The 12,296-nt window shown below is 38.6% G+C and carries 14 protein-coding genes; 3 read left to right on the top strand and 11 right to left on the bottom strand.

Annotation, left to right across the window (positions count from 1 at the left end):
• Positions 1-11: 11 nt before the first annotated feature.
• The 3 genes from FAR12_RS15865 to FAR12_RS15855 all read right to left on the bottom strand — a co-directional run bounded on the left by FAR12_RS15865 (position 12) and on the right by FAR12_RS15855 (position 2,756).
• Positions 12-845 (bottom strand): basic amino acid ABC transporter substrate-binding protein, encoded by an 834-nt coding sequence (locus FAR12_RS15865; protein ID WP_126409784.1) that lies wholly within the window; start codon positions 843-845, stop codon positions 12-14.
• A gap of 162 nt (positions 846-1,007) precedes the next feature.
• Complete coding sequence (locus FAR12_RS15860) at positions 1,008-1,817, bottom strand: formate/nitrite transporter family protein (protein WP_126409782.1); 810 nt, start codon at positions 1,815-1,817, stop codon at positions 1,008-1,010.
• A gap of 135 nt (positions 1,818-1,952) precedes the next feature.
• Entirely contained in the window at positions 1,953-2,756 is an 804-nt protein-coding gene (locus FAR12_RS15855; RefSeq protein WP_126409780.1) for a basic amino acid ABC transporter substrate-binding protein, read from the bottom strand.
• A gap of 339 nt (positions 2,757-3,095) precedes the next feature.
• Between FAR12_RS15855 and FAR12_RS15850 the strand changes: the two genes are divergently transcribed.
• Both FAR12_RS15850 and FAR12_RS15845 read left to right on the top strand, forming a co-directional pair.
• Positions 3,096-3,332, top strand: coding sequence for a helix-turn-helix transcriptional regulator (locus FAR12_RS15850; protein WP_126409816.1), 237 nt, complete (start codon positions 3,096-3,098; stop codon positions 3,330-3,332).
• Positions 3,325-3,657 (top strand): 6-aminohexanoate hydrolase, encoded by a 333-nt coding sequence (locus FAR12_RS15845; RefSeq protein WP_126409778.1) that lies wholly within the window; start codon positions 3,325-3,327, stop codon positions 3,655-3,657. The genes FAR12_RS15850 and FAR12_RS15845 overlap by 8 nt, the downstream gene beginning before the upstream one ends.
• Before the next feature lie 140 nt (positions 3,658-3,797).
• On the opposite strand, the gene menC is transcribed toward FAR12_RS15845, so the two are convergent.
• From menC to FAR12_RS15830, 3 genes are all read right to left on the bottom strand, one after another.
• The gene (gene menC, locus FAR12_RS15840) at positions 3,798-4,919 is read right to left on the bottom strand and encodes an o-succinylbenzoate synthase (protein ID WP_126409776.1); all 1,122 of its coding nucleotides are present in this window, start codon (positions 4,917-4,919) and stop codon (positions 3,798-3,800) included.
• Between the two features lie 28 nt (positions 4,920-4,947).
• The gene (locus FAR12_RS15835) at positions 4,948-5,178 is read right to left on the bottom strand and encodes an excisionase family DNA-binding protein (RefSeq protein ID WP_126409774.1); all 231 of its coding nucleotides are present in this window, start codon (positions 5,176-5,178) and stop codon (positions 4,948-4,950) included.
• Between the two features lie 92 nt (positions 5,179-5,270).
• Positions 5,271-6,440 (bottom strand): pyridoxal-phosphate-dependent aminotransferase family protein, encoded by a 1,170-nt coding sequence (locus FAR12_RS15830; protein ID WP_126409773.1) that lies wholly within the window; start codon positions 6,438-6,440, stop codon positions 5,271-5,273.
• 248 nt (positions 6,441-6,688) lie between these two features.
• Between FAR12_RS15830 and FAR12_RS15825 the strand changes: the two genes are divergently transcribed.
• On the top strand, positions 6,689-7,201 hold the full coding sequence (locus FAR12_RS15825) for a M50 family metallopeptidase (protein WP_126409771.1): 513 nt from the start codon (positions 6,689-6,691) through the stop codon (positions 7,199-7,201).
• Between the two features lie 65 nt (positions 7,202-7,266).
• Here the strand turns inward: FAR12_RS15825 and FAR12_RS15820 are convergent, their stop codons facing one another.
• The 5 genes from FAR12_RS15820 to FAR12_RS15800 all read right to left on the bottom strand — a co-directional run bounded on the left by FAR12_RS15820 (position 7,267) and on the right by FAR12_RS15800 (position 12,274).
• On the bottom strand, positions 7,267-8,226 hold the full coding sequence (locus FAR12_RS15820) for a VanW family protein (protein ID WP_126409769.1): 960 nt from the start codon (positions 8,224-8,226) through the stop codon (positions 7,267-7,269).
• 251 nt (positions 8,227-8,477) lie between these two features.
• Positions 8,478-9,644 (bottom strand): TraB/GumN family protein, encoded by a 1,167-nt coding sequence (locus tag FAR12_RS15815; protein WP_212734396.1) that lies wholly within the window; start codon positions 9,642-9,644, stop codon positions 8,478-8,480.
• Positions 9,645-9,780: 136 nt separating this feature from the next.
• A complete protein-coding gene (locus FAR12_RS15810) occupies positions 9,781-10,581 on the bottom strand; it encodes an HAD family hydrolase (RefSeq protein ID WP_126409766.1) in 801 nt (266 codons plus the stop codon).
• A 50-nt stretch (positions 10,582-10,631) separates the two neighbouring features.
• Positions 10,632-11,012, bottom strand: a complete 381-nt coding sequence (locus FAR12_RS15805; protein ID WP_126409764.1) for a VOC family protein — start codon at positions 11,010-11,012, stop codon at positions 10,632-10,634.
• 41 nt (positions 11,013-11,053) lie between these two features.
• The gene (locus FAR12_RS15800; RefSeq protein WP_126409762.1) at positions 11,054-12,274 is read right to left on the bottom strand and encodes an MFS transporter; all 1,221 of its coding nucleotides are present in this window, start codon (positions 12,272-12,274) and stop codon (positions 11,054-11,056) included.
• Positions 12,275-12,296 lie beyond the last annotated feature (22 nt).

Genomic DNA, 12,296 nt, shown 5'->3' with positions numbered 1-12,296 from the left:
GTTTGTTACCTCTATTGCTGTGCTTTTAAATTTTCAACATCTGGTTCAACGCCAAACCACTCTTTATAAATCTCTGCATATTTTCCGCTATCAAAAACTTTATTAATCGCTTCATCAAATTCAACTTTTAAATCGCTTCCTTGAGGGAACATGACACCGTAAAATTCTTGAGCGAAAGAGTCATCTGCAATAACAACTAGATTCTGATCTGGGTTATTTTTTGCATATTCTTCGATAACAGTGTTATCTGCGATAACCGCATCAGCACCACCAGCAAGAAGCTCTTGAATCGCTAGATTATTATTTTCAAATTTTTTCACATCAGGACTGTTAGCACCTAAAATGGATTCCGCTGTTTCTTGACCTGTTGTACCATTTTGAACTGCTACTGTCTTGCCTTTCAAATCAGCGCCACTCTTAATATCGCTATCCTTTGGAATCAGGATTTTGTTTGTAGATAGGAAATATGGGACAGAGAAATCATAGGTTTGCTCTCTATCACTATTAATGGTAATCGCGGAAATCGCTAAATCCGCTTCTTCTGATTCAATTTCAATGAATAGTGGGTCCCAACCAACATGTTCAGGTGCTACCACTTCGTAGCCTGCTTCTTCTAAAACAGCACTAACAAAATCGACATCAAAACCAACAACTTTATCTCCCTCTAGTGATTCAAATGGAGCGTAGGCAGCATCCGTCACAATTCTTAATTTCTTCTTTTCATCAGAGCCAGAATCGCCTGAGTTTCCTGAATCGGTAGAGCCTGTCTCACTTGACCCACATGCAGTTAGTAACATCATAAGACCTAGAACCAAGACTAAGCCTAGTTTTGATAATTTTTTCAAAATTCTTCCCCCTCGTTTATTGTAAGTTTAAAATTTTCTATAAATTCCGATATAAAGCTATTATACTGAGTAAAGGTTTCCTACGCAACCTATAATCTACTAATATAGTCCTATTTTAGAATAAAGATAATTTCTACTTACAATCATTTTTCATGAGGGTTCTTAACTTACCTTTAACGTTTTTTCCTCAGGCTTCGTCTCCAGTTCATCCTTATAGAGAGAGTATTTATAAAGCATCGCTACAAAAATAGCTCCTCCTACTAAGTTTCCTAAGAATACCGGAATGAAATTGTCTAGGTATTCGAGCCAATTGAAATATCCTGCAAAAATGGCGGCTGGTATTATAAACATATTCGCCACGACGTGCTGGAATCCAATCGCCACAAAGGTCATCGTCGGAAACCAAATCCCAAGTATCTTTCCAGACGAACTGTTCGAACCATAGCAAAGCCAAACTGCTAACGCGACAAGCCAGTTACAGCCTATTCCTGATACAAAAGCTTGAAAAAATGAACTATCCAATTTATGCTCTGCAATATCTACCATTTTTTCTAAATAAGGACCTACTTCCGTTAACTGTGCAATATGTCCAAAAAAATAGGCGACAAACACCGCTCCGATAAAATTACTGAATGTAATAATTGCGATATTCTGTATCAATGAGCGCGTGTTGATTTTCCGGGCAAACCTAGCCATCGGGACGGCCATCATATTCCCTGTTAGAAGTTCTCCTCCCGCCATCAATGTCAGGATGAGTCCAATTGGAAAAACGGAAGCTCCTAGAATCGTAGAAAATCCTTCAAGTTCTCCTCCGAGCGGAGCTGTTACTCGAATATATAGTAAGTAACCAAGTGCAATAAATGCACCAGCCTGAAAGCCTAAAATGGCTGATTTTAAAAATGGATAATGGGCTTTTTTCATACCATTTTGAATAGTAATGGTTGCAATTTCCTCAGGTTTATAATGAGACATGTAGACTACATTCCTTCCGTATCTCTTGTTTTTGTGAAATAATGCACACACCCAATTTTATAACAAATTGTTCTGGAAACTTGTGAACATTTTGGGTATGTTTTCACAACGAAAGGAATGTATCTTACACTTTTATTATTGTTGAGCTTTTAACCCTTCAACATCTGGCTCAGTACCGAACCATTCTTTATACAGTTCAGTATACTTGCCGTTATCGATAATTGTATTTAGCGCCTTATCGAAATCAGCCTTTAACTCACTGCCCTTAGGGAAAAGAATCGCATAGAATTCTGAATCAAATGCTGTTGCATCTTCAACTACTTGTAACTTTTGATCCGGGTTATTTTTTACATACGTTTCAATAACTGTGTTATCTGCAACGACCGCATCTGCTCCGCCACTTAAAAGCTCTTGAATCGCAATATTGTTGTCCTCGAATTTCTTCAGTTGCTTACTGTTTTCTCCAAGAATAGATTCTGCTGCTTCTTGTCCAGTTGTACCATTCTGAACTGCAACCTTCTTATCCTTCAAATCAGCCGCGCTCTTAATATCGCTGCCTTCTTTTACTAAAATCATATTTGTAGATAAATAGTAAGGTACTGAAAAATCATAGGATTCTTTTCTTTCATCTGTAACCGTAATCGCAGCCACCGCTAAATCGGAAATTTCATCTTCGACTTCGACGAACATTGCGTCCCAACCAGTGTGCTGAATCTCAACTTCATATCCAGCTTCTTTAGCAACGGCATTGATGAAATCTACATCAAATCCTTCAATCTTATCCCCATTCATATATTCCATTGGTGCATAAGCTGCATTTGTTACGACTTTAAGTGTTTTTGAATCACTATCTCCACTTGTTTCACTTTTGCCGCATCCAGTTAAAATAGCAGCAAGTGCAACAATGAATAATAAACTTAACTTCGTTATCTTTTTCATTTTTGTCTACCCCTTTTATATTCTAGTAAATTATTTTATGTCATTTTTAACATGTTTTAATTATACTTACCTATGATTATTTATGCAATATATTTTTATAGAATATTATTTTGGTAGATAATTACTGCATATTAATGAATAAATTTTAGAAAGGAGTGTATAGGTTCATCTCTACATATTAGAAAGGAACCTTTCTTTTGTTTTAAATATGAACGGGACCAATCAACTTTATCTAAGGTACCTTTTTATAAAAAAAATATATCTTTTGTATAAGTTTACTTTACTTTTATAAAACAAAAGTTTATTATGACTGTATAAGCTAAAAGGACGGTGTTGGCATTGAAAGAGGACTTTGGTGATTCAATTCAAAATAAAGTGTATGAACATAGGGTATTAAGGAGAATGTCACAAAAGGAGTTGGCGGATGCTGTTGGAGTTTCTAAGCAAACCATATTTGTAATGGAAAAGAATAATTATTCTCCATCTCTTGTATTGGCGTTTAGAATAGCAAATTATTTTGAAGTAGATATAAATGAAATATTTTCATACGTGAGAAAGGATGATAATAATGATTGATGTACTAAATAATTGGATGTTAGAAAGCTCTCAAAACTTCAATATTGTTGTTGGATTAACAATGGTTTTGTATGTAGGATCGCTACTCGTGCTTTTTTATATAGGAAAAAAATTTGGAAAACCTGATGAAAGAACAAATGGCATTTATCTAAAAATCTCTTCTTGTATGTTTACTACGCAACTCATTGTGTCAGCCATTTTTATTTCATTAGTTGATCGTAATATCGAATACTTCCGTCAATTCTTTATTCTGTTCCAAGCGATTGTATTTATAGTCGGTGCAATCTATGCTTTTAGACTATATCGAAAGGATTTTAAATATTAGATTGTTACTGTTAATAACTAACCCATAAACCCGATGGTTGTTTCCTTGACATATAAAAAACAGGGCTCACAAATAAGTAGCGAGTCCTGTTTTCTTATAACGTTTCTTCACAAGTTTTTTACTCTTTTGACAGCACTTTCTTAGAATATGCTTTTGTATATTTTTTTCTCTACTCGATATTCTTCTAGTGCACCCCAGTTAATGTCGTAACCAATACCCGGTTTATTAAGAACATTGATTACACCATTATCCATTGTCACTTCTGGTTCAATAATGTCCTTTTTCCAGTAACGATTGGAAGCTGACGTGTCACCTGGGAGTACAAACTGATCTAAGGTCGTAATGGCAATATTATGCGCTCTTCCAATCCCTGCATCCAGCATACCGCCACACCAAACAGGAATGTTATGCAGTTTACAGTAATCGTTGATATTCTTGGATTCTGTTAAGCCGCCGACACGACCAACCTTCACGTTAATGACTTTACAGCTTCCTAGCTCGATGGCCATTTTTGCATCGTTCAGAGAATAAATGCTTTCATCCAAGCAAATTGGCGTTTGTAGATGCTGTTGAAGCTTCGCATGCTCGATAATGTCATCCTGCCCTAGGGGCTGCTCAATCATCATTAGGTCGAACTCGTCTAACTTTTTTAAGTGCTCGATGTCCTGCAAGGAATAGGCAGAGTTTGCATCAGCCATAAGCGGAATATGAGGAAACTGCGTTCTGACCGCTTTGATAACATCAATATCCCAGCCTGGCTTGATTTTCATTTTTATGCGTTTATAGCCTTCTGTTGCATATTTTTCGATCGTTGTCAGCAAATCCTTCACTGTTGGTTGAATACCAATACTCACGCCGACATCGATTTGTGTTTTCGTTCCTCCGAGACTTTCGGCTAGAGTTTGATTGTTCCGTTTCGCATGTAAATCCCATACAGCCCCTTCAAGGGCAGCCTTGGCCATTGTATTTCTTTTAATAGAAGAAAATCGTCTTGAAACCTCATCTGGATGTTCGATTGGGGCTTCGAACAACATCGGAATTAAGAAATCCTCCATCATATGCTCGACCGTTTTGACCGTTTCTTCTGTATACCACGGGCTCGTAAAAGCAACAGACTCTCCGAACCCCTGATGCCCGTCTTGATCGATCATTTCAATGACGAAGAATTCTTTTTCCTGCATCGTTCCAAAGCTTGTGGAAAACGGCTCATTCAACGTCATCCGCAGACGGTGGAGAATAATTTCCTTAATGTATATAGTCATAAATTAAGACTCCTTCAATGTCTAAGGATTAATCTTCATCTTTTATATCAATGTCTTCAGGAATGGGCTCATTTAGAATTTCTTCGATAAGTTCTTTATACTTCTCGACTTGCTTTAGATGTGTTGTAAACTGTTCTTTGTTCACTAAGTATTGCTCGCCATCGTGTAAGGCACGGATTTTTTTCGATAAAATAAGTTCATTTACAGCTGATTCAGTAATTGATAAATATTCAGCTGTTTCTTTAACGGTTAAGTACATAAGGTTGGCTCCATTCTAATATCTATTCCACATTCATTAAAACAAAAAAGGAGCGTCATTACCAGCAAAGTAACGACACTCCTGAGGATTCCTTAATTTTTCACAGCTAAAGCATATTCTTGAAATTTCTCTACGGCTTTATTCGTATTTACTGAAAAACCTTGCTCATTTAAGGTTTCTCCGATTAGAACAAGCGCTCGCTCAAGCATTTCTACTGTCGTATTTCCCATATGCCCAATGCGGAATGCCTTTCCTGATAAATGAGCTAATGCTCCAGCGACAATCAGTCCTTTTTCCGCAAGTGCACTTCGGAATGCTGCATCGTTAATACCTTCTGGATAGAGAATGCAACTCAGAGTTGCAGCTGCTACTTCCTCATTTGCGATGGCCTTCATTCCATATTCAGCAAGCCCCGCTCGTACTGCTCTACCATATGCAAAATGACGCTTGTAGCGATTCTCCATTCCTTCTTCTAAAACAAGTCTCATGCCTTCTTCAAAAGCATAGATAAGATTCACTGGTGGTGTCGCAAAGTATTTTGATGGATCATTCATGATTGGAATCCAATTATATATATCACAATAGTAAGCTGGTACTCTTTCGATTTTTTCTCTTGCCTCTAGGGCCGATTGGTTAAATGCAACGATTGCTAGGCCAGGTGGAACGCCGATTGCTTTTTGAGAACCAGTCAGCACAACATCAATTTTCGCATCTACATCTCCGTAGGTTTTGTTCATATCCTCTTCCATTGCTGCTGTTGCACAGACTCCATCAAGGATGACAAGGGCTCCAGCTTCTTTAATAATAGGAACGAGAACATCTAGATTTGTGGCAACGCCTGTAGAAGTATCGGCATGGGTAATCGTAACGGCTTTAAAATTGCCTTCACTAAGCTTTTTCTCAACCTCTACTGGATTGACCTGTTTTCCCCATTCGGCTTGAAGGACATCTACTTCAATTCCAAAAGCTTGCCCAAGGTTAATGAATCGGTCTCCAAAATAGCCGTGGCTAATGACGAGTAGCTTTTCCCCAGCAGCTACTGTATTGACAAGGGCCATTTCCATCGCAATCGTACCGGAACCAGAAATCACGAAAACTTCTCCGTCTGTTTTCAGCATTTGTCTCACTTTTTCTATGGCACTCTTGTAGATGGCAACGAATCTTGGGTCCGTATGACTTCTTGTTTCACTTGCTAATGCATCATAAATAGAATCGACAACTGGTGTAGGTCCTGGTATTAAAAGCATTTCTTCATTACGCATAATCCCATCCTCCTCTAGCATTCTCTCATTTATGTATACAAGCTCATTATACTACTTCCAATCTCTTCCTAACATGCGTTTTTGACTATCTTTTGAGAAAATTCTATTTTGTCTGGCTGTAGAATGTTGATTTGCATGCTATCCGAGGGGCAGGTCGTGAGCTACACAGTATAAATCTATTTATGCAGGATTCTCGTTAATTATGTTGAAAGATACTATGAGGATTATTTTTCAAACTGGAGGAACTCATGGATAGCGTCGAACAAATTGCACTCACACTTTTAATATTGGTTTCTATTATATTCCCACTTACTACTTTCGTGCATGAGCTTGGTCATGCATTACTATCATTATTTCTATTCAAAGAGCCCGTTGAAATCAGATTAGGTAAACCAACCACGAAATCTGGTTTTAAAATTGGAAAATTGACTATTAAAGTTCAACCCATTAGCGGATGGGTTGGGTATACTGATTTTAAAATACCGAAAGATATGAATAATAGTATTCAGCATGCGAGCGTTTTGCTTTCTGGCCCCATTTTTTCGTTTATGCTGAGTTTAGTTTGTTATATTTTAGTTGCATATTTAAATCTCGGATCCATCCCTACCTTTTTAATAAAATTGATTACGCAAGCGGCTTTTGTTCAATTCATAATCACCCTACTCCCAATTAAATATCCTTCCTTTTTTGGAGGTTATAAAGGTATGGCTAGTGATGGATACCAACTTATGCAATTGATAATGAGGAGAGCAAACTCATAAGTTCTCTTACATAGAAAAAAGGCCTAAGCCTCGCTTAAGCCTTCTTTTAATATCTATTAAACTCTTTATAACTGACTTGCATTCGCCTGCGAAGTCCTCACTTCGACGGTAATGGAACCGCCGTTGACATAGGCTTTGATTAGCATCGGTACAGACTTTTTATTCTGGAAACGGAAATCTGGGCCTCCCCATGAGACGGTTGCATCTCTTCCGACTGGGACATAGCCAATGTTAATGGAGTGATGGTGCCATTCAACATATTCAACTCCGACTTGGTCGACAGCGTTAAATAGCGTGGAAGAAGTTTGACAGATGCCTCCACCAATTCCTTCTACTAGTTCCTTATTGACGATTTCCATCGCCTTCTGATACCCTCTCTCCACAGTACGAGGACCTACTACTTCATTGTAGGAAAAAATGTCTCCTACTCCTAAAATGATGTTGTTGATCGCAGCCGCAGAGAGTTCAATATTCTTTGCCCTTCCTATTACACTACTATCAAAATACGTCGTATAAGAAGCAAGAACGACTTCACCTAAACTCTGTACTTCTTCAGGGTTGTATTGACTTTCCTGCACCTCTAAAGGAAGCTCAACTGTACCTCCTTTTTCCACGGCAGCCAGTACTCGTTCCACTAGTTCTGCTTCCTTCAGGATCACCCTTGGCTTCCCTTTAATGATTTGACCATCTGCGCCAATACGGTCCAAAACCATCCGCTGGTCATAACCCTTTGCTTCATCGGTACCAGTCGCTAAATCTTTCGCCCACGCTTCAAGTTCTTCTCGAAACGCTTCCTCATTCACGTCATATTGCATTTCTCTTGGAACAAAGGAGCGAATGATTTCCTTTGTAAAAGGATCGATCACATCGATGCTAACGGGCAGTTCTTTTTCTATTGCCCTTGTTTCTAGGGCTTGAGCCGCCAACACCTTATGTGTCGCCACCACCTTTACTTCTTTCTGACATCCAACAAGTATGACTAAAATCGCCGCAACAGCAAATGACCCCTGAAAAATTTTCCCCATTTTTTCTCCCCATCTTTTTAATTTATATATATGCTCGTTTCTATAAAAGGAATCTATTTCCATTTATCATTTTATTCTTGGATTCGGTCACATATTCCTTGAGACATCCTCCTTAATTCTGAGGAAAAAATGGAAAGTGAATCATGTAGAAAAATAGGGGATTATACGATATATAGGTACAAAGTTTTATTTTTAACGAACAAATAATTAATAAAAAGAGCCTACCTCCACTAGGAAATAGACTCATACACTTATATATGTTTGAAAAATAATCGAATGACATCAGCACCAGCAATGAAAGTACCCACAGAGCTTCCGATGTTCGAAAGAACGACCACCAGTAGGACGCGAGTTACTTTATTATTCCAGAATCCTTTTACGCTAAAAACGTCCTCTGTTAAACGTTCGAAATCTCCTACATTTGGCCTGCTGAAATATGCTTGTACGATTCCAGCGAACCAACCTGATGCCAGCACTGGATTTAGCGTCGTCATCGGCGCGGCGACAAATGACGTCAATATCGCCAACGGATGTCCAAAGGCTACGGCTGTTGCAATGGCGGAAAGAGAACCTGTCCAAAGGATCCAACTTAGAGTCTGATGCAGACCCGCAGATGGGTCGGAGAAGAATGTAAAGGCAATAATCGCCACAATCAGAATCGGAATCGACCAGCCGATAATTTGCGGAACCTTCGATTTTGGAGGCAACTCTATTAATTTCTTCAGATCATGCTCCTTCTTTATTTCTTCTTTTATCCCAGGAACATGAGCTGCACCTAATACGGCAACGACCTTTTTCCCTGGAGCTTTTTTAATTTTTTGTGCTAAATACTGATCGCGCTCATCAATTAATGGCTTCTTAAGACGAGGAAAGGTTTCGGTAAACTCATTCAGTACCGAATTGATCATATCCTGACTCTTCATCTTTTCAAGCTCTTCCTCGGTAATGCTTTCTTTGCTAAAAATACTTGCAATCACTTGACTTAGAAGCTGCATTTTACCCCAAAATCCGACCTGATGCCAAATACGAGAGAATGTCACTTGGATATTGCGGTCTGCTAAAACGAGCTTCGCGCCCACTTCTTTTGCAGACTCAATACCTTGAATCATCTCTTGACCAGGTTGAATATCTAATTGCTTCGCCATCCTTTTTTGAAAAGAAGAAATTGCTAAATTCATCAAAAGTAGGGAAGCTTTCTTTTCCTTGATCACTTTAAAAATATCGGTATCCTTCCACTTGTTCCCTTCCATGATGGACTGGTAACGTGGCTGGTCCAACTCAACACAAACAGAATCTGGTTGTTCTGCTTCAATAACCTCTTTAACTAGCTCCGCGCTTTGTTTAGATACATGAGCCGTACCGATGAGTATGTATTCTTTTTCATCTAAAACAATTCTCGTAATGTTTTCATTTTCCAAAGACATAGATTACCTTCCTTTTGGCACATTTCTCCTGCTTTTCTACATTATACACTAATCTTTTTTGAATCGATATGAGTAGATAAAAAAGCACTCGGAGCCATAACAGCCGAATGCTTCAATTTGAAAAGGAATATTATTTTTGTAGGGCTAATATTTGTAAAATTGTTTTCATCACAGCATCTTCTTCATTTGAACGACTAATAAAATTCGCTGCTTCTTTTAGTTCTTGCACTGCATTTCGGACTGCAAAGCTATAGGTAGCACGAGACATAAGCTCCAAATCATTATATCCATCTCCGAAAGCCATTGTTTCTTCAGGTGTCACATTCAATAATTGCTGCAGGTGTTCCACTGTAGTCCCTTTATGAACATTGGCATTCGCGATATCGATCCACGCAGCTTCTGAAGCAACAATATAGGCTGACTCAAAGAACTGAGATAGTTTTTCCCTAGTCTCAAAACATCTTAACGCCGGATCATGAATCGTATTTTTAACAAAATCATCGGTGATTTCATGAAAATCAGAGACTTGGATAACTTGGGCATAGGACCTTCTGACGATCGCTGCTTCTTCTTGAGGAATGTTCTCCTTTATGACTGCGCCTTTCCTTGTACACGCAATAATAGTATGTTCTAAGCTGATTTCTTCGAGTAAACGGATAATCTCCAGACCTAATTTATTGCTTAATAAAGATTCATAAACAAATTCACCGTTATGTTTGATACGCGTAGCACTATCTCCTAAAATCCATAAACCCTCTGCATCCTCACCAAATAACTCTTCTACACGTTCACATTGCTTACCGGTAACAGGAGCAAAAACAACGCCTTTTTCTTTCATCATCTGTTTTACATCCTTATACAACGCTCTGTTAAAATCACCACTATTATTTAAAAAGGTTCCGTCCATATCTGTTAAAACAAGCTTAATCATCTCATGTCCTCCTAAACTTGTATTCTATTTTTTATGCGATACCTGAAATCTTAAACAGTCAATTCTAAGAGATTACCTTCTGGATCTTCCATCACACTCTCATAATAGCCATCCCCAGTAACACGAGGACCATTAACATGCTTATAACCATCATTTTGCAAGCGAGCTGTCATTTGATTAACGGACTCTCTGCTTCCCAGAGAAATGGCAATATGAGCCCAACCAATCCGATCATCCATGTCTGGCTTATCAATACCTGACTTACGCATAATCTCTAAACGTGCTCCACCGTCAAACGTAAGAAAATAGGATTCAAATTCCTTATCTTTATTATGATACTTTGAGCTCGAAGTCCCATTAAAGTACGAAACATAAAACGTTTTCATTTTTTCTAAGTCTTTAACCCAAATTGCTATATGCTCTATCTTCATTCGATTGTCACTCCTATTTTTATAGTTTAAAAAATCCCCGATTACATGACGGTAGAGTTGTCATTTTGTTCACTTATTCTTCCGTTGTTGTACAATTTGGCATTTAATCTTTCAGAGCCCAAGAGCATGATGGCAATAAAGCCTGCAATGACAAATGGGAAAATTCCGATTGTTGAGCGTGCGGCTACGAAACCAAGAAGAGGTGGCAGGAACGTGCTCCCTGTATAAGCAACAGCCATTTGATACCCCATAATGGTCCCCGAATGTTTCTTTCCAAAGCGTATTGGCGTTTCGTGCAACATACACGGAAATATCGGAGCCAAACCTAACCCAACCAAAATAAAACCTACTAGTGAGAAAGTTGCTGGCAATGGTAGAAATAGAAGAGCAGCGCCCACTAATGCGATTATCTGCCCCATCCGTATGAGCGTACGGTTCCCTATTTTTAAAGTAATAAAGCCTGTGATAAATCTTCCAACGGTGATTCCTCCGTAATAGAAGGAAACCCATTTTGCCGCGACGTCAACAGATAAATCTTTAACATTTACTAGGAAACTACTTCCCCAAAGACCCACTGTTGCTTCTGCGCCACAGTAAAACAAGAAAGCAATCAAAGATAGTTTGACACCTCTTATTTGCAAAGGTTTTTGAATGATTGAATCTTCATTATTTATGTACTCTGGCTCAACAGGCGTGTTAACATGACTGTTTCCACTAACCTTTTTCCATAAAGGCAAAGTAAGGAAAAGAATAACAACTAAGGCAAACTGAAGACCAGCAATCGCAAGATACCCACTTCTCCAGGAATGGTTCCCTGAAATAAACTGAGCCATAATGACGGGACCAAGTGTAGCTCCAACTCCCCAAAAACAATGAAGCCAACTCATGTGGTGTGCTTTGTAATGGGAAGCGACATAGTTGTTTAACCCCGAATCAACAGCACCTGCACCTAATCCAAGTGGGATGGCACAAAGAAACAACCAAATAATCGAAGGAGCGAAATGAAATCCAAGCAATGCTCCAGCTGTCATTAAACAACTAAAAAATGTGACCATCCCTGTTCCAAAGCGCTTAAGCACTGCCCCACTGACAAAACTGGAAATAATCGTTCCCCCAGCAATTGTCATAAATAATAATCCAGCTGTCTCAAGTGGCGCCCCAAATTCTGATTGCATCAAGGACCACGAAACTCCCAACAATGAATCAGGTAAACCCAAACTAATAAAAGCCAAATAGATAATTACCAAAAAGAACGTAGCCATAAATAACCTCGCTTTCATTTTA

Origin of the sequence: Bacillus yapensis (genome assembly GCF_005280205.1) — a bacterium.
GTDB lineage: Bacteria > Bacillota > Bacilli > Bacillales > Cytobacillaceae > Robertmurraya > Robertmurraya yapensis.
This window is presented reverse-complemented; position numbering and strand designations above follow the sequence as displayed.

What these genes read in the sequence shown, in the direction of transcription:
- FAR12_RS15860 (WP_126409782.1), bottom strand. Translation starts at nt 1,817, where the DNA reads ATGTCTCATTATAAACCTGAGGAAATTGCAACCATTACTATTCAAAAT.
- FAR12_RS15855 (WP_126409780.1), bottom strand. Translation starts at nt 2,756, where the DNA reads ATGAAAAAGATAACGAAGTTAAGTTTATTATTCATTGTTGCACTTGCT.
- FAR12_RS15845 (WP_126409778.1), top strand. Translation starts at nt 3,325, where the DNA reads ATGATTGATGTACTAAATAATTGGATGTTAGAAAGCTCTCAAAACTTC.
- menC (WP_126409776.1), bottom strand. Translation starts at nt 4,919, where the DNA reads ATGACTATATACATTAAGGAAATTATTCTCCACCGTCTGCGGATGACG.
- FAR12_RS15835 (WP_126409774.1), bottom strand. Translation starts at nt 5,178, where the DNA reads ATGTACTTAACCGTTAAAGAAACAGCTGAATATTTATCAATTACTGAA.
- FAR12_RS15830 (WP_126409773.1), bottom strand. Translation starts at nt 6,440, where the DNA reads ATGCGTAATGAAGAAATGCTTTTAATACCAGGACCTACACCAGTTGTC.
- FAR12_RS15825 (WP_126409771.1), top strand. Translation starts at nt 6,689, where the DNA reads ATGGATAGCGTCGAACAAATTGCACTCACACTTTTAATATTGGTTTCT.
- FAR12_RS15820 (WP_126409769.1), bottom strand. Translation starts at nt 8,226, where the DNA reads ATGGGGAAAATTTTTCAGGGGTCATTTGCTGTTGCGGCGATTTTAGTC.
- FAR12_RS15810 (WP_126409766.1), bottom strand. Translation starts at nt 10,581, where the DNA reads ATGATTAAGCTTGTTTTAACAGATATGGACGGAACCTTTTTAAATAAT.
- FAR12_RS15805 (WP_126409764.1), bottom strand. Translation starts at nt 11,012, where the DNA reads ATGAAGATAGAGCATATAGCAATTTGGGTTAAAGACTTAGAAAAAATG.
- FAR12_RS15800 (WP_126409762.1), bottom strand. Translation starts at nt 12,274, where the DNA reads ATGGCTACGTTCTTTTTGGTAATTATCTATTTGGCTTTTATTAGTTTG.